A 15,379-nucleotide genomic window follows, 5' to 3' on the forward strand; every position below is an offset into this window, starting at 1 on the left:
TGACAGCCGCGCCGCGCAGGACGGCCCCGCTATCCCAGGGGAGACGACCGGGCTAGGTATTCGATGGCCCGGTGCGCTGCGAAACCGTTGTGCCGTAACGTAATCCGTCGTACAGGATGGTTGCGATATGTACCGCGTCCTCCTTCCAGCCGGTGGTACGCAACCCGCAGATACCACCGAGAGCACGCAGGACGATACGCCCGCTGACGCCTTCGCGCAGGAGACCGGCGGCAGCGCCTGCGGTGAGCAGTTCGTCGAGGGCGCGGGCCATCTCGTCGCGGGTGTCGCCGTAGACCGGGGAATCGGTGGCCATGATGCTCTCGAGCACTTCACCCATACCTCGGCCCACTGCCGCATGTTCCACGAGCAGCAACAGGAAGGTGCGCAGAGCCTCGTCGGGCGCGTGCACCTCGAGCAGGCGGGCGGGGGTCGCGCAGAGTTCGGCCACCTCTTGGCGGTACACCTCCGCGACGAGCGCTTCGCGCGTCTCGAAATGGCGGTACAGGGTGCCGATGGAGACGCCGGCCCGGCGAGCGATGTCCTCCACGTAGGCATCACCGTCGGCGAGCAACGCCTCGCGCGCCGCGGCCAGCAGGGCGGCACGGTTGCGGCGGGCATCGGCGCGCAGCGGGCGTGATGACGGCAAGAGTCCTCCATAAGGTGAGCCTGGCTCCGCTTAGGTGTACTGTTTCCGGAGTCGGGTTCACCTTATCGAAGGAGCACGCACATGACACTCGAGGACGAAGGGCTCGCCGGTCTGCGCGTGCTGGTTACCGGCGGTAGCCGAGGCCTGGGCGAAGCGACGGCCCGCCGCTTCGCCGCCGCCGGAGCCACGGTGGTGACCGCCTCACGAACGCCACCCCGGCCCGATCTGCCCGCGATCTTCCTCCGCGCCGACCTGAGCTCGGAGGCGGGAGTCGCCGACCTCGGGCAGCGCGTACGGGACAGCGTCGGCGGTGTCGATGTTCTGGTGAACAATGCGGGAGCCGCGAGCGGGCCGGTGCCGACCCTGGAGCGCAGCGACGCGTCCTGGCTCGCCGATCTGGAGATGAACCTGCTCAGCGCGGTCCGGCTCGACCGTGCCCTGGTGCCCGGAATGGTCGAGCGTGGCTCCGGCGTCGTGGTGCACATCTCGTCTGTCGCCGCCCACCTCCCCCAGCCGGCCGAGTCGTCGTATGCCGCGGCGAAGGCGGCACTCAACGCCTACAGCCGCGAGTTGGCGACGGCGGTGGGACGACACGGCGTCCGCGTGGTGTGTGTACTGCCGGGCTTCATCCTCACCCGGGGCGCGTCCGCGCATCTCCAGCAGCTCGCAGACAGCCACGGCGTCGGTATCGACGACATCGAGAAACACATCGTGGACCACTTACGGATCCCCTTGGGACACCCCGGCGAGCCCGACGATGTCGCGGACATGATCGCCTTCCTCGCCTCCGGTCGGGCCAAATGGCTCACCGGCGCACAGTTCCGGGTCGACGGCGGCATCATCCCCACGGTCTGAACACACCGAACAAGAATCGAGGATCCACCATGGACGTCCGGCTGACGTCACTGATCATCGACGCCGCCGATCCGGAGCGCGAGAGCACGTTCTGGCACCGGCTGCTCGGCGGCTCCATCACCAAGACCCCGACGCACCATTTTCTGCAGATCGACCGATTCCCCACGGTCGTGATCCAACTCGCTCCCGGCCACCGCCCACCGCACTGGCCCGACGGAGTCTCGCAGCAGATGCACTTCGACCTCGCCACGGACGACCTCGGGGCCGCCGACCGGCGGGTGCTGGACGCGGGCGGACGCCGGCTGCGGCCGACGGATGCTGTCGTCGACACCCGGCAGGGCTCCCGCGTTTATGCCAGTCCCGCCGGACATCCCTTCTGCCTCCGCGCGACCTGACTGCTCCATTCGCCTTCGCAGGTCCGCTTTCATCGGATGCCGGTGGTACCGGACCGGTTCGATCGCCTCGGCCACCCGGTACACAGGTGCCGAGCAGGTGACAGCCCGGCTCCGAGTGGCGAGCGGATCCGAACTGCACGCCGCCGCACCACTCACACCGGAACGGCAACCGGCGCATTCACCGCTGCGCTATCGTCACGAATATGACGGTCGAGCCACCATCCGAGGGTCTCCCGGCGGTGCGCGCCACCGACAACGAACGCAACAACGCCGCCGCGCTCATCCAGCAGGCGCACGCCGACGGACGGCTGGACCTCTCCGAATTGGATGAGCGGCTCGCCGCCGTGTACTCCAGCAGAACCAGACCTGAACTGGAGGCGGTCACCGCCGACCTGTCACCTGTCGCCCACGGCAGTATGGAAGACCGCCTGGTACTGCGATCGAAGGGCGGCAAACTCGCACGGCATGGCACCTGGCTGGTGCCACCACAGATCGTCGTGCACTCCGAACACGGCAGGGTGGTGCTCGACTTCCGCTCTGCCGTACTGCGGTCCCGGGAAATTCTGGTCGAGGTGGACTCGAAACACGGCGGCGTCGAGTTCCTCGTGCCCCAGGGGTGGTTTATCGACCTCGACGATATGGTCACCGAGTGGGGCCGCATCAAGAACAACGTGGTCCCACCGGTACCCGGAATGCCCCGGCTCCGGATCGGCGGCCGCGTCGAGCACGCCGGAATCACTGTTCGTCACCCCCGCCGTCGGCGCTGGTGGTGGCCGTTCCGCTGAGCAGGCAGCGCGGCCGTACGGTGCCGCCGTCCATATCCTCGCCGCGGCCTGGGCGACGCCCGCTTTCGAACTGGTCGAGCGCCGGGAAGCCCCTTCCCTGCCCAAGGAAATACGGGCTGTAACGGTTCGGCGAATCCGGCGATACTATGCTCGACAACTCCGCGCCGCGGAATGGGTGGGGTTCGAAGAAGCCGAAATGCCAGGAGGATCGGAAATCGTCATGAAACGTTGCCTAGTGACCGTGTTCGCATGCGCCGCAGTAGTTCTCGGCGTAAGCGGGTGTGGCGACGACTCCGAATCGCACGAAAATCATGGGACGACCTCCAGTGTAGCTCCGACCAGCGTGGCGGTGCCGTCGAGCGATGCCTCGGCCACCCCGGCGCCGCAGAGCCCGGCACCGGCTCCCCCTGCCGCCGTCGAACCTCCGCCCGCGGCGGAACCTCCTGTTGCGGAACCGCCGGCCGTGGCGCCTGCACCGGAGCCTCCCGCGCAGCCGGAGGCGCCCGCGCAGCCCGAACCCGCCCAGCCCGAGCCGACACTCACCCTGCCTGATTTCGATCCGCAGGCCGGCTACTGACCGACGGGAAAGTCTTGTTCCGCAACTTTTTTCGGTATCGCGGTGGAGTGGCCGGCGCCGTGGTGGCGGCCGCACTCACCGTGACCACCATGTACGCACCGGCCGCGGCGGCGCCGGTGGAAAACAATCGGCCCGCGGGAAAATCCCTGGTGGTGCTCGGTGACTCGTTCACCGCGAACTACCCGAAATTCTTCTCGGCGACCAAGGAGTGCCTGCACGCGCCCACCTCATGGCCGAATCGGCTGAGCGAACGGATGGGAGTCGCGGGCACGCCGGACTTCGTGGATGTGTCCTGTAGTGGCTCCACGATCTCAACGGGGGACGGCTGGTGGCTGGTGCACGAGGCGGCCGAGGCGGCCAAGCAGCAGGCGTTCGGGCCGGAAACCGAGGTCATCGCTATTCAGACCGGGATGAACGACGTCTGGGCCCGGAACAGTACGGCGACAATGATCACGTCATTGCAGCCCTGCGTGTTCAACCTCGCCGACGGATGCGGGCTGGAGGCGGCCGAACAGGGACGGTTCACCGACTACCGGAACGTCACGGGCCAGGTCTACGCCAACCGCATCCGTGAAGTGATCTCCTATATGCGCTACTACGCGCCGAAGGCTCGGATCATGCTGGTCGGCTACCCCGAACTGTTCCCCGCGGCGCAGGAGCACGTGTGCGTGAACGTACTCGGTGCCGGGCAGGTCGTGCAGCCGAGGGGCCGGGCGGTGACCGAATACCTGGACCGCCTCAACGTCGCGCAACGGGAGGCCGCAGAGCTGCTGAAACTCGAGTTCGTCGATATTCGCCCGGCGACCGCGGGCCACGGGCTGTGCGCGGACGACCCCTGGCTGAACGGTTTCTTCGATCCCGCGGCCGACGTCGCCGGAATGCCGTTCCATCCCTCGGCGCGCGGTGACGAGGTGGCCGCAGAGACGGTGTACGAGCAGGTCCGCCGGTGAGCCTGGCGCCGGCCCGGACCGAGTCCGGGCCGGAGTTCCTCGATGCGGCGGCGGCGCGACCGGCGCTGCCGTCGCTGACGGGGGCGCGCTGGTGGGCGGCGTTCGCCGTATTCCTGCTGCACGCCCTGGTGTTCCTGCCGGTGTATCCGTTCCAGAAATCGGAGTTGTTCCGGCAGATCCATCAGCTGATGCCGATGCAGCTGGGTGCCGCGGGAGTGACCTTCTTCTTCGTCCTGTCCGGGTTCATCATCTATTGGTCGTTCCGGCCGGGGAGCTCGGTGCCGCGGTTCTATTGGCGCCGGGTGTTGAAGATCTACCCGACCCATCTGGTCGCGGCCCTCGCATTCATCCTGGTGGCGAGCGTCCCCTTGACGCGGATGGTGGTCTGGGCGCCGAACCTCGCGCTCATCCACACCTGGGTGCCGAAGTGGACGACGGTCGGCGGGCTCAATGTGCCGTCCTGGTCGCTGGCCGCGGAAATCCTTTTCTATTTGAGTTTTCCGCTCGCGCTGCCGCTGGTGCGCCGGATCAAGAGCCATCAGGTGTGGTGGGCGCTGGCGGGGTTGCTGGTGGCGATCCTGTTGCTGCACACCGCTTACTACCTGTGGGTGCCCGGACCCAAGGGGATCGCGAATACGTTCGCGCCGCGGCTGATACCGGGTGATGTGTCGCCGTATTTCGAACTGCATGCCGCGCCCATCTGGTTCGAGCAGCCGGATATCCCGGTGGCCGCGTCCTATTGGCTCAGCTACAACTTCCCGCTCTCGCGGCTGCCCGAATTCTTCCTCGGCGTGCTCGCGGCACGGCTGGTGCTGGAGGGCCGCTGGCGCAACACCCGGCTGGCGCCGCCGATGATCGTGCTGGCGATCGCCTACGCGGCGACCTGGGTGGTGCCGCCGAACTACAAGATGTCGGCGCTGCTGCTCGCGCCGATGACGGCCGTGGTGGCCACGCTGGCCGCGCGCGACCTGGCGGGGATCCGCGGGTTCACCGCCTCGCCGCGGATGGTCTGGCTGGGCAATATCTCCTTCGCTTTCTATTTGATCCAGTTCCCGGTGATGGCACTGATCACCCGGTTGCTCATCGGCGGAAAACAGTTCGGGCCGCTGGGCTGGCTGGGGTTCGCCGGACTGAGCTTGGTCGTGTCCACAGTGCTGGCGGCGGCCATCTATCACTGGATCGACGACCCTCTGATGCGCAAATTCTCCGGTCGCCGCACCGCGCCGCGGAAGAAGCCGGCCGAATCAGCGCCACCAGTGCCCGGGTAGTAGCCGGTATGGCGATCGGACTCCGCTGTCGGTGAGCGCGGCGGTGATCCGGTCGCCCGGACGGCCGACTCACATACGAGCACTGCGGACCGTGACGGCCATCCGGCGCAGCCGGCTTCGTATCCGGCCGTCGGTGTCGGGTGTCAATGTCACGCCGACCGTGTCGGCGATTCGGTCGGCGACCGCTGTCACCGGGGTCGTGTCGGTCCAGATATGGTCCGCGAACTCGGGCTTGCTCAGCTGTTCGAGGCAGAAGTCCAGCCTGTCCACCGCGAACTGTTCCGCACGGAGCAGCAGATCGCCCTGGCCGACTGCGCGCAGGACGGGAGCAAAGCCGAGCCCCCGATCGCGCAGTCGGTCCAGAACTGTTTCCCGGCGAGCCAGCAGCGCGAAATGGCGTACGTCGTGGCCGGATTCGCGCAACCGGCCGACCGTCTCGTCGAAGTATCGGGGGTCGGCGACGGTCATCGGGGCGATCACCACGCCCTCGTGCTCGCGGAGCACATGGTCCAGCACCTCGGACACGCCTTGCCGCCAGCTCGGATAGTCCTGGAAGTCGGTCCGGAGCTTCGGCGGCATCATCCGGTGCAGACCGTATCCCACCATTTCCGGGTCGCACACGACACTGCCGGGTAGCCGGCGATGCAGTTCGAACGCGGTCTGTGTCTTTCCCCCGCCGAAGGGACCATTGATCCAGAGCAGCATGTCCACCAACCTATCCACAACGAGCCCGTAGAGGTCGGCTGCCGTACCAGCCGAACCCGCCACATCAGGCCGGCCTCCGGACTCGAGCACTCACCCGAAGCTGCTTCGAACCACCAACCCTCGGCATCAAGGGCTCCCCGAGACCGATGCGCCCACCTGTGCCATCATTACCGACTGCTGGTGACTGTCTGCACCCGAAGGGAGCAGGCGGCGATTTCGATGTTCGGGGGGTTCGATGATGAGGACGATCTCCGCCACCGGGTGTCTGGTGGTGAGTGCGGTGGCATTGGTCGCCTGTGCTGGTTCCGGCGATCGGGGGGAGAAGACGATGGTTCCGGCGACCGCCTCGCCGACGGTATCCGCGGCGGCCAGCGTCTCCGTGAAGGTGAGTGTCCCGCCCGCGCCGGTACAGACCGGCACGAAGCCGGTTCGGTTCGACCCATGTGTGAGTGTGGGCGACGACCTGGTGACCAGGGCCGGATTCGACCCGGGAACCCGCGAAAGAGCGACCACTGAGGGCGTTGGCATCTTCACCGAAATCGGCTGCCAGTTCTGGCGTGAAACGCTGGTCGATGGCGAGAAGTACCCCACCGGCGCGGTGGCGGTGACGTCGAGCGATCTGACTCTCGACGACATCCGAAAGAACACCGGTCACGAGGTTTTCGACTCGGATCCGATCGGCGGGCGGGCGGCCGTGCTGTATCGGACTCCGGCGAATGCCGGCGCCTGCTCGGCGGCTGTCGAATCACCCGACGGGACCTTCAGGGTGGGCATCATCGTGCTGCCGGCAGGTCCGGTCGAAGCGCCTCCGCCCTGCGACGAGATCCGCGGGGCGGCAGAAGTTCTGAGCGAATCGCTCGTCACCGAATAAGACCCCCACTCGCCGGAACCGACCGAACGACCCGCCGATTCGGCCGGCGCGAAGACAGCCGAGAAACGAAGAAGCGAGCGGAATCAGAGGATATCGATGACCGAGACATTATCAGCGAATCCCAGCGAAATCGCTGGTCTGGGTGTTCTCCTCACCTCGATCGGAGCCGACGTCCTGGCGGCGTCGAATTTTGTGGCGAAGGAGGGAAAGGCCGCGGATTGGCTGCACGGGCCGATCATCGACACCCTGGTGACCCCTATCAACGATGCGGCGGGCTGGATGGCCAACCGGCACCGGGTGCTCGCCGACACCACCACCGGTAGCGGGACGGAACTCAACAAGGCCGCCTGGATGTATCACGACCAGGACCAGAAGACCTATGCCGCGCTGAACGCGGCCACCGAGTCAGCCCTTCCTGGAGACGCCGGCACCGAGGAGAGCGGCGTCACCGCACAGTATGCGGGTGCTGCCGGCTATCCCAAGCCGGAGTCGTTCAAGCTCGAGGCACCGGCCGCGAACAAGGAAGAGCTGGCCGGTCTCATTGCCGAGGTTTTCCCGGTGCTCGGCAACGTGAACGAGTCCATCAAGAGCATCACCCGGGCGGCGGGAACCGAATACGACCCGCTGGTCAAATGCCTGGAGCCGATTCCGGGAAACTGGTCCGAGATCCGCAGACTCGGTGAGGTGTACAAGGCGGCCGGCAACGGCATCGAGGCCTGCGGTAAGAACCTCGAATCCGGGGTGAAGCGGATCGACGGAAGTACGAACGGCCAACCCAATTGGGACGGCAAGGCCGCTGTGTCTTTCCACGATTGGGCGACCAAGCAGATCGCGGCGATGAAATGGGAAGGCCCGGTCGGCCGGGTCGTGAGTGATTGTGCGGGCGAAGTTGCCGACATGATCAGGGACGGCATCCGAACCATCCTCGACAAGCTGTGGGGGATGCTCAACAAGTATGTCGATTTCGACGACATCAAGGGCGCTCTCAAGTCCGTCGCGAACATTCTTTCGGCAGCGGTACCGGGGCTCGGCGCTGCTCGTATCGCCAAGCTGGTCGTGGATATCGGTCTCCTTGTCAACGCCGCGATCGACGTGGTCGGCAAGATCAAGGAGCTGGCCGATGCCTTCAAGAGACTTCTGGATATCATCAAGGATCCAGTGGGCCAGTTGCGAGAGAACGCGAAACAGAAGCTGGAGGAGGCCATCGCGCCCGTCACCAGCAAGATCGACGACGCGACCCGAGCAGCAGCCGTCGGCCAGGATATCGTGCAGATTGCAGATTACGGTGCCACCACCAATCGACCCACACAGTCCTATGACGTAGGATCCGGCACCGCACCGTGGGAGAACGCATGAGCAAACCGCAATGGGGCAGCATGCGCGAGCCCGATATCGATCCCACGGTCGATGCGATCGCCCGGCAGGTCATGGCCGCGGTAGACGATCTACGCACGGCCACGATTCGCTTGGCCGGTATCGACGTCGATCAACTTTTCGGCGGCGCCACCGAGGTAACAGAGGAATTCATCTCCGTGGTCGCCGGGATGGAGACCGCGTCCCCGGCGCTCAAGGCCTACGCCGAACGAGTGGGCACGGGTGAATGTCAATGGCGCGAGATCGAGACCCGCGCCGATCCGATACCACCGGAAGTCGCCGAAATGAAGAACTCGCCGCAGTTCATCTGGACATGGACTCCGGACCCGCCGCAAGCACCCACACCACCGCCGGCCTCCACATGGCACCCACCACAGAACCCGACCCGGCGCCCACGAACAGGCGAAACCGTGGTCGGTCCCAGCGACTGGCCCGACGACTTCGATGAATATCCCGGCGAGCAGCGGTGGCGCTGAGACGAACGCTGCCGTCTCTGTCCGTACCCGGGTGCCGTTCCCGTCGGTGGACTGCCGTTCGGTCGAGTTCGAGGAGTTGATATGGGACGGTCCCGGAAAATGGTCGGTCCGATGTCACTGGTGTGGACACTGGGCGTCCCGGTAGCGGCCGTGGCGTTCATGGCCGGTGCGCTGAATCTGGGTGCCGCTATCGCCCGGGCGACGGGTTCGCAAGTCGCCATGGCGCTATTTCTCCCGGTGAGCGCGGTGCTGGGTATCGCCGCGTGGATGTTCGTCCTTGCCGCAGCGTGGCGGTTACGCCGGAACTGTTTGCGGCGCGCCGGGAATGCTGTGTCCGCGGTGGTGGTCGAATCCGATCTGCGGCGCAAGCACAATCGAGGCCCGTTCAACCTCGACCTCTGGCGGGTGCGGGTAGACGTCCAGTTCCTGCACCCGGAAACGGATAGCGAAACCCGCGTGCGAAAGCAGTACTTCTACCCTCAGTTCCAGGGGTCGAAGGCACGCGCGCTGGCCGAACAGTTGCATGCCGGCGCCTCGATCCCCGTCGTAGTCCACAAGAATTCCGCGCTTTTCGACATTCCCGAACGGCCGGTCTGGGCCGATATCTGGTAGCCATCCTCTACCGCCACCAGCTCGGTGAGCCACCTTCCCACGAACGACCGCTTCCATGAGGTAGAGGCCTCGCTGCACGGCCGTCGCCCTAGGCTTGCGCCTGTGGTGCAGGCAGAGTTCTGGCGTAGCGATGCGCTTCCCTTTCTCGAGAGCAGGCGCGCCTGCCGCACCGTGTCGTGCTACAAGCCGCACTCCCACGATGCGGTGTCGATCGGCGCGGTGGACGAAGGGCGCAGCGTGTTCACCGGTGCACCCGAGGGTCCCGTGCAACTCACGGCGAAGAATCTCGTGGTGATCCCCGCCTATCGAGTCCATGCCTGCAACCCCGTCGAGGGTCGATGGAGCTACCAGATGCTCCACGTGGACGAGGCGTGGCTCGAAGGATCGCTACCCGAACTCGGTATGGGGGCCGATCGGCCCGTACGCGTCATCGACGAGCCTGGACAATACGCTGCGTTCTGCCACCTCAACGAGGTGCTGTTCTCCGACGTCGACCTGCGCGAGAAGGAAGAACTGCTCGTCACTGTTCTCGACGAAATACTGACCGCGCCCGCTCATATCATCGGCGGCGCCAGAGTCGGTGAGGCGGACCTGGCCATCATCGCCCCGATCCTCGAGCACCTCCGCACCTCGAATATGCAGGTCTCCCTCGGCGATCTGGTCCGGGACACGGGTCTGAGCCGGTTCCAGTTGGTTCGGCGGTTCCGTGTTGTCACCGGGCTGCCTCCTCTTGCCTGGCAGATCAACGAGCGCATCATCAGAGCGCGTTCCCGGCTCCGGGCGGGCTGTGGCCTGGCCGAAGTCTCCAACGACCTCGGCTTCGCCGACCAGAGCCATTTCCACCGGATCTTCAAGTCGCGCACCGGGGTCACGCCCGGCGAGTACCGTGCCGGCGCCGCCCGCTGAAGCAGGCGCACCGGCCCTGCAATTTCGTTCAAGACACTTCTGCGGCGGCGACGGCACAGTGACTCGGTCCGTACACGTCGAGCACAGAGGAAGAATGAATCAATTCGCTGCTGTGGCCGGTGCTCATTTCCTTGCCCTGTTGTCCCCGGGCCCCGACTTCTTCCTGATCGCGCACTCGTCGATGACTACCGGATGGCGTCGCGCGACAGGCGCGTGTGCGGGCATCGCGGCCGCGAACGCCGTCTTCATCGCTACCGCGTTCGCGGGCCTGTCGATCCTGCGGCCGGGCACCATCACGTTCACCGCTGTCCAGATCGCGGGCGCCGGATTCCTCCTCTACCTCGGCATACGCTTCCTGCGCACGGCCGGAGCCACGCCGATCGAGTGGGGACCGGCCGACGAAACCGTTCGCACCGCTGGAGGCTGGTGGAAACTCGCCGCGACGGGGTTCGGCTCGGCCGCGCTCAACCCCAAGAACGCCTTCTTCTACGCCGGTCTCGCCGCCGTTCTCACCGTCGGCTCGAGCACGGGACAGCTCGTCGCATACGGCATGTGGATGTTCGCTGTCGTACTGACCTGGGACCTGCTCATTTCTGTTCTCATCGGCAACCGCGTCGTCCTGAGCAGATTCGCTCGAGTCCTTCCGGCGCTCGAACGCGCATCCGGAGTGGCGCTGAGCGTGCTGGGTCTCGGCATTCTCCTGCTGGCGGCGTTCCGCTGAGCATCGCCGGCCGGGGCCGGATAGCCGATACGCCGAACCCGCGTCAACGGGCTCGGCCGGCAACGCCGGATCGGGCAGTCACGGCCCCGCCGGGCACCGTGACCAGGGCAGCCGCGGCCGCCACGCCCGCCGAGACCCAGAGCAGCACGGATAATCCGGCGCCGTCGAGGATGACTCCGCCGAGGAAGGATCCCAGCGCAATACTGCCGGTGAAGGCGCCGACGAAAAGACCGGTGACGGCTTCGCGCCGTTCGGGCACGGCTTGGACGGCCCAGATCTGGCAGCAGACCGAGACACCCCCGTAGGAGAACCCCCACAGCACCAGTACCACAGCGGCGCCGATCGGGGCCGTACCCACCAGCGGCAGCGCCAGCAGGGCGGCGGTGATGCCGGTCGCCAGGACGAGCATTGTCGATCGGACGCGGCGTGTGGCGGCAGCCCCCGCGGCGAAATTCGCGCCGATCCCGCAGAGCCCGTAGAGGAGGAGCAGCAGCGAGATACCGGCACCGTGGACCCCGGACAATTCCTCCAGCGCGGGCCGCACATAGGTGTAGGCGGCGAAGTGTGCGGTGACCAGGAGGGTCACCGCGATCAGCCCGCGGCGCACCGCCGGAATCCCCAGGAGAGAACCGGAATTCCCGCCCGATCCAGCGTCCCGCTCTGGCGGTAGTGCAGGCAGGAGCACGGCCAGCCCGGCGGCGAGCACAAGAGCCGCCAGCGCGAGTAGGCCGAAGGCGCTGCGCCACCCGGCCATATCACCGAGGAAGGTACCGAACGGAACCCCCAGCACGGACGCTACCGCTACTCCGCTGACGACCGTCGACACCGCCGGCCCCGCGCGACGAGCATCGACCAGCCGAGTGGCGAGCGCCGCCGCGAGCGCCCACACCGCCGCCATGGCGAATCCGACGACCACGCGGCCGAGCGCGAGCACTGCGAATCCCTGGGCGACCGCGGTGATCAGATTTCCGGCGGCGAGCACGAGAGCGGCCGCCACCAGGACGTGGCGCCGATCCGCGCCGCCGATCAGCCGGGAGACGAACGGTGCGGCCAGTGCGGCCACGACCCCGGTGACGGCCAGGCTGAACCCGGCCGTGCCCGGCGTGACGCCCAGCCCTTCGGACATCGGCGTCAGTACGCCGACCGGAAGCATCTCCGAGGTGACAACAAGAAATGTGGACAGGGCGAGGACGGCGATCGAGGACCAGCGGCCACCGGATTCGGCGGCGGGTGCTCGTGATTCACGCACAGTGGACATGAGTCCAGTCAAGGATGCCCGCCGGGCCGGAACAACAGTGATCAGCTCATTGTTCGATCAGCTGAACTCATCGATCGCCGCGACGGAGGGAGCGGGATGCCGGACCTTCCCGTCCGCGAGCTGGAATGTCTGCTCGTACTGGCCGAGGAACTGCACTTCGGCCGGACAGCACAGCGGCTACGGGTATCGCAGAGCCGGGTCAGCCAGCTCGTCGCCGCCCTGGAACGCAAGATCGGGACACCGCTCGTGGAACGCACCAGCCGCCGGGTGGCGCTCACCGAGAGCGGCGCGGAGTTCGTAGACCGGGTGCGTCCGACCTACACTCGGCTGATCGAGCTGGTCGACAGCGCTCGGCAGGAGGCCGGGCGAGCCGCGCCCATCCGGATCGGTTTCCAGGGCCTCGCCTACGAGACGATCACCTGGACACTGGCCCGATTCACTCAGGAGAACCCGGGCGTGGCCCTGTCGCTCCGGGAGCTACCGCTCGGTGACCCGTTCGGTGCATTACTTGCCGGCGATATCGATGCCGCCGTCGCATTGCTCCCGGTTCGAGAGCCGGGGCTCTCGGTCGGGTTCGCGTTCCCGCCCGCGCCGCGGATGCTGGCCGTGAGCCACGGGCATCCGCTGGCACGGGTGGAGCGTATCGATGCCGAAGCGCTGGCGGACGTCGACCTCGTATCGGTGGACGGGCCGGCGCCCCGGTATTGGCGGGATGTGCACTTCCCGCGCTTCACACCGCTCGGGAAACAGATTGCGGGTACGGTCCGCGTGGCAACCCTTCAGGAGGGGATGACTCTGGCCGCGACCGGCCGGTACGCGATGTTGACCTGCCGTCCGGTGGCCGAGCGCAACCAGCGCTCCGACCTGCGCTATGTGCGCGTCACCGGATTCGACGAGGAGTCCAGAATGGCGCTGATCTGGCGTTCCGCGCAGCGCCCCGCACATTTGACGAAGCTGGCGGCATTACTGGGCGCACTCCCCGATATCGCGGAATCGACGGGGCAGCGCGCCTGAAGCCGACGATCGCTGTGCCGTCACCGGCCGGGATGGCCGGCGAGGAATTCCTCGATATCGGCGGCGATCCGTTCCGGTTGCTCACCGTTGATCGCGTGGGATGCGCCGGGGTAGACCTTCACCGTGCCGTGGCGCAGATTCTCCCGGGCGGTCCGGGCGGCAGTACCGCTGTCGTGCATGGGCGAGTCGCCGGCGATAATCGCCAGCACCGGCATCTCCAAGGCGTGGAGCCGCTCCGGGCCGATCAGATTCGGCGTCGGTAGTTTCGTTGTGTACGAAGACATTCCGGCCTCGATCATCCGGGCGACCGGAACGTCCTCGACCGGTGCGCCACCGGCGCTCCAGCTGTTGAAACTGTCCCGCCACGACTTCGGGAACCAGCTCACGCTCGCCGAAAGCGACCGCACCAGCAACTCTGTGGAGAGCCCGGCGAATGTCTGCACCGGCTCGACCAGGATCAGGCTCGCGACCTTTTCGGGTTCGTGGACGGCGAGGTTGGCCGCGGTCCAGCCGCCGATCGAGAGTCCGACCAGGTGGAATTCCGGTTCGGGCAGCGCGAGCAGGACCTCGTGCAGCCAGCGGGCCTGGTCGGCGTGGGTTTCGATCGGTCGGTCCTGCACGCTCATTCCGGGTTCACCCAGCAGGTCCAGGGCGTACACCGCACGCTGAGCGAGCAGGCCCGGCATATTGTCGGCGAATACGGGTGCGCCCGATCGTGTGCCGGGAAGCAGAAGGAACGGTTCCCGTTCGCCGGTCCCCTCCGGACCGGCGTATCGGTATACCCGCACGATCCCGTAGCTCGTCCGCACGTCGAGAACGCGCTCCGGTTCGGGCATCTCCCGCATCGCCTCGTTGTACGCATCCAGATAGCGGGCCTTGTCGCCGGCCGAGTCGAAATGGCCCACCGGCGCGGTGTCCCGCAGGATGAGCCACGCCAGAATCGTCACGGCGACGAAGAGGGCGACGACCAGCATTGCCCTGCGGAACCGCGACCGTGGCCGGCCGGCCCGCCGGGCTCCCTCGTCACCGGCTGCTCCGGCAGTGGGTTCCGCGTCGCGGCCGGGTTCGTCTCCGACACGCCCCTCGGCGGCTTCCGCGGTCACTTCTGCTGTGCGACGAGTAGACATCGGTCGAGGAAATCCTTTGTTTTCTGATGCAGCACACGGTCTTCCGGTGGCCAGCTGTGATCGGACCGTTCCATCGCGCGGTACAGTTCGCCGGTTCCGGCGGGTTGATCCCGGAGCGCGTACTCCGTGGTCGCCTGCCATTCCCGGCCGAGGCGACGACCCGAGCGCGAATCGGCCGGCACCTCGTTTTCCACCAGCAGCAGCGCCTGGACGGCATGCGCCTTCCAGTTGAAGTAGGTGGTGATCACCCGTTCCACATCGATCTCGAGGCCGGCGGGTGCACGCGCGCCCGGATTCCGCACCCCGGGATGGCGCAGTAGGGTGCGGTCGAGGCTCATGGTGGCGGCCACAACCCCGGCCGGCACCCGGGCGTCCGGATGTTCCCGCAATACCTGCGTCACCGCGGCCAGCACGGTCCGCTGGCACCGCAATCGCAGCTCCGCGATCTCGAGGAGCCGAACCTGTTCGCTGTAGGTCTCGACCAGCGGCCGGCCGGCCTGCCGATCGAGCGCCGCGCCGACCTCGTCGAGCCGCAACCCCGCACTGGTCAGCAGCTGGATCCGGCGGAGGCGATCCAGGTGCTCCGGGCGGTAGCGCCGGCGTCCGCTGTCGTCCCGTTCCGCGACCAACAGCCCGATCCGGTCGTAGTACTGCAGCGTGCGCACCGTGGTCTCGCACCGGCGCGCGACGTCACCCACGGCGATCCAGTCCGATGCGTCCCGAGCAGGCATGACAGCGAGCCTGACATATGACGTCACGTCACCTGCAAGACCCGGCCGACGGGTCGCCTTCGTGCCGGGATCCCCTGTCGGACAAGGGTCGGTCTATCGACCGCCCGA

General features: G+C 66.9%; 18 protein-coding genes. 12 read left to right on the top strand and 6 right to left on the bottom strand.

Going from position 1 to position 15,379, the window contains the following annotated elements:
- Nucleotides 1–52: 52 nt before the first annotated feature.
- Nucleotides 53–646 (bottom strand): TetR/AcrR family transcriptional regulator, encoded by a 594-nt coding sequence (locus tag IG75_RS0122465; RefSeq protein ID WP_030525920.1) that lies wholly within the window; start codon nt 644–646, stop codon nt 53–55.
- Nucleotides 647–727: 81 nt separating this feature from the next.
- Here IG75_RS0122465 and IG75_RS0122470 point away from each other — a divergent pair, with 81 nt between their 5' ends.
- The 5 genes from IG75_RS0122470 to IG75_RS0122490 all read left to right on the top strand — a co-directional run bounded on the left by IG75_RS0122470 (nt 728) and on the right by IG75_RS0122490 (nt 5,476).
- Nucleotides 728–1,501, top strand: a complete 774-nt coding sequence (locus tag IG75_RS0122470) for an oxidoreductase (protein WP_030523618.1) — start codon at nt 728–730, stop codon at nt 1,499–1,501.
- A 29-nt stretch (nt 1,502–1,530) separates the two neighbouring features.
- Nucleotides 1,531–1,896: a VOC family protein gene (locus IG75_RS0122475; RefSeq protein ID WP_030523617.1), complete on the top strand. Its 366-nt coding sequence runs from the start codon at nt 1,531–1,533 to the stop codon at nt 1,894–1,896.
- A 203-nt stretch (nt 1,897–2,099) separates the two neighbouring features.
- Nucleotides 2,100–2,681, top strand: coding sequence for a DUF1707 SHOCT-like domain-containing protein (locus IG75_RS0122480; RefSeq protein WP_030523616.1), 582 nt, complete (start codon nt 2,100–2,102; stop codon nt 2,679–2,681).
- Nucleotides 2,682–3,305: 624 nt separating this feature from the next.
- Nucleotides 3,306–4,208 carry an SGNH/GDSL hydrolase family protein gene (locus IG75_RS0122485; protein WP_051714824.1) on the top strand — a complete coding sequence of 301 codons (903 nt, stop codon included), beginning with the start codon at nt 3,306–3,308 and terminating at the stop codon, nt 4,206–4,208.
- The gene (locus IG75_RS0122490; protein ID WP_051714825.1) at nt 4,205–5,476 is read left to right on the top strand and encodes an acyltransferase family protein; all 1,272 of its coding nucleotides are present in this window, start codon (nt 4,205–4,207) and stop codon (nt 5,474–5,476) included. Before IG75_RS0122485 ends, IG75_RS0122490 begins: the two co-directional genes overlap by 4 nt.
- A gap of 69 nt (nt 5,477–5,545) precedes the next feature.
- On the opposite strand, the gene IG75_RS0122495 is transcribed toward IG75_RS0122490, so the two are convergent.
- Nucleotides 5,546–6,181 carry an AAA family ATPase gene (locus IG75_RS0122495; RefSeq protein WP_030523613.1) on the bottom strand — a complete coding sequence of 212 codons (636 nt, stop codon included), beginning with the start codon at nt 6,179–6,181 and terminating at the stop codon, nt 5,546–5,548.
- A gap of 126 nt (nt 6,182–6,307) precedes the next feature.
- Entirely contained in the window at nt 6,308–6,601 is a 294-nt protein-coding gene (locus IG75_RS40370; RefSeq protein ID WP_030523612.1) for a hypothetical protein, read from the bottom strand.
- Here IG75_RS40370 and IG75_RS0122505 point away from each other — a divergent pair.
- The 6 genes from IG75_RS0122505 (at nt 6,510) to IG75_RS0122530 (ending at nt 11,141) form a co-directional block, all read left to right on the top strand.
- Entirely contained in the window at nt 6,510–7,052 is a 543-nt protein-coding gene (locus tag IG75_RS0122505) for a DUF3558 domain-containing protein (protein WP_245713291.1), read from the top strand. The genes IG75_RS40370 and IG75_RS0122505 overlap by 92 nt on opposite strands.
- Nucleotides 7,053–7,148: 96 nt before the next feature.
- Entirely contained in the window at nt 7,149–8,408 is a 1,260-nt protein-coding gene (locus tag IG75_RS0122510; RefSeq protein WP_030523610.1) for a hypothetical protein, read from the top strand.
- On the top strand, nt 8,405–8,902 hold the full coding sequence (locus IG75_RS37470; RefSeq protein ID WP_030523609.1) for a hypothetical protein: 498 nt from the start codon (nt 8,405–8,407) through the stop codon (nt 8,900–8,902). The genes IG75_RS0122510 and IG75_RS37470 overlap by 4 nt, the downstream gene beginning before the upstream one ends.
- 81 nt (nt 8,903–8,983) lie before the next feature.
- Complete coding sequence (locus IG75_RS0122520) at nt 8,984–9,514, top strand: hypothetical protein (RefSeq protein ID WP_030523608.1); 531 nt, start codon at nt 8,984–8,986, stop codon at nt 9,512–9,514.
- Nucleotides 9,515–9,538: 24 nt separating this feature from the next.
- Nucleotides 9,539–10,420, top strand: coding sequence for a helix-turn-helix transcriptional regulator (locus IG75_RS0122525; RefSeq protein ID WP_210436837.1), 882 nt, complete (start codon nt 9,539–9,541; stop codon nt 10,418–10,420).
- 94 nt (nt 10,421–10,514) lie between these two features.
- A complete protein-coding gene (locus IG75_RS0122530; RefSeq protein WP_030523606.1) occupies nt 10,515–11,141 on the top strand; it encodes a LysE family translocator in 627 nt (208 codons plus the stop codon).
- Between the two features lie 43 nt (nt 11,142–11,184).
- Here the strand turns inward: IG75_RS0122530 and IG75_RS0122535 are convergent, their stop codons facing one another.
- Nucleotides 11,185–12,399, bottom strand: a complete 1,215-nt coding sequence (locus IG75_RS0122535) for an MFS transporter (protein WP_051714827.1) — start codon at nt 12,397–12,399, stop codon at nt 11,185–11,187.
- Nucleotides 12,400–12,495: 96 nt separating this feature from the next.
- Here IG75_RS0122535 and IG75_RS0122540 point away from each other — a divergent pair, with 96 nt between their 5' ends.
- Nucleotides 12,496–13,413 (top strand): LysR family transcriptional regulator, encoded by a 918-nt coding sequence (locus IG75_RS0122540; RefSeq protein ID WP_051714828.1) that lies wholly within the window; start codon nt 12,496–12,498, stop codon nt 13,411–13,413.
- A 20-nt stretch (nt 13,414–13,433) separates the two neighbouring features.
- On the opposite strand, the gene IG75_RS0122545 is transcribed toward IG75_RS0122540, so the two are convergent.
- The gene (locus tag IG75_RS0122545) at nt 13,434–14,540 is read right to left on the bottom strand and encodes an alpha/beta fold hydrolase (RefSeq protein ID WP_245713287.1); all 1,107 of its coding nucleotides are present in this window, start codon (nt 14,538–14,540) and stop codon (nt 13,434–13,436) included.
- Nucleotides 14,513–15,271, bottom strand: coding sequence for a MerR family transcriptional regulator (locus tag IG75_RS37475; RefSeq protein ID WP_081877088.1), 759 nt, complete (start codon nt 15,269–15,271; stop codon nt 14,513–14,515). Before IG75_RS37475 ends, IG75_RS0122545 begins: the two co-directional genes overlap by 28 nt.
- Nucleotides 15,272–15,379: the final 108 nt, after the last annotated feature.

This window comes from Nocardia rhamnosiphila NBRC 108938 (genome assembly GCF_000720425.1).
Lineage (GTDB): Bacteria > Actinomycetota > Actinomycetes > Mycobacteriales > Mycobacteriaceae > Nocardia > Nocardia rhamnosiphila.

Excerpts from the sequence above, each read along its gene's own strand:
- IG75_RS0122535 (WP_051714827.1), bottom strand. The coding sequence starts at position 12,399 with ATGTCCACTGTGCGTGAATCACGAGCACCCGCCGCCGAATCCGGTGGC.
- IG75_RS0122495 (WP_030523613.1), bottom strand. The coding sequence starts at position 6,181 with ATGCTGCTCTGGATCAATGGTCCCTTCGGCGGGGGAAAGACACAGACC.
- IG75_RS0122480 (WP_030523616.1), top strand. The coding sequence starts at position 2,100 with ATGACGGTCGAGCCACCATCCGAGGGTCTCCCGGCGGTGCGCGCCACC.
- IG75_RS0122510 (WP_030523610.1), top strand. The coding sequence starts at position 7,149 with ATGACCGAGACATTATCAGCGAATCCCAGCGAAATCGCTGGTCTGGGT.
- IG75_RS0122540 (WP_051714828.1), top strand. The coding sequence starts at position 12,496 with ATGCCGGACCTTCCCGTCCGCGAGCTGGAATGTCTGCTCGTACTGGCC.
- IG75_RS0122475 (WP_030523617.1), top strand. The coding sequence starts at position 1,531 with ATGGACGTCCGGCTGACGTCACTGATCATCGACGCCGCCGATCCGGAG.
- IG75_RS0122530 (WP_030523606.1), top strand. The coding sequence starts at position 10,515 with ATGAATCAATTCGCTGCTGTGGCCGGTGCTCATTTCCTTGCCCTGTTG.
- IG75_RS37475 (WP_081877088.1), bottom strand. The coding sequence starts at position 15,271 with ATGCCTGCTCGGGACGCATCGGACTGGATCGCCGTGGGTGACGTCGCG.
- IG75_RS37470 (WP_030523609.1), top strand. The coding sequence starts at position 8,405 with ATGAGCAAACCGCAATGGGGCAGCATGCGCGAGCCCGATATCGATCCC.
- IG75_RS0122520 (WP_030523608.1), top strand. The coding sequence starts at position 8,984 with ATGGGACGGTCCCGGAAAATGGTCGGTCCGATGTCACTGGTGTGGACA.
- IG75_RS0122545 (WP_245713287.1), bottom strand. The coding sequence starts at position 14,540 with ATGTCTACTCGTCGCACAGCAGAAGTGACCGCGGAAGCCGCCGAGGGG.
- IG75_RS0122470 (WP_030523618.1), top strand. The coding sequence starts at position 728 with ATGACACTCGAGGACGAAGGGCTCGCCGGTCTGCGCGTGCTGGTTACC.
- IG75_RS0122505 (WP_245713291.1), top strand. The coding sequence starts at position 6,510 with ATGGTTCCGGCGACCGCCTCGCCGACGGTATCCGCGGCGGCCAGCGTC.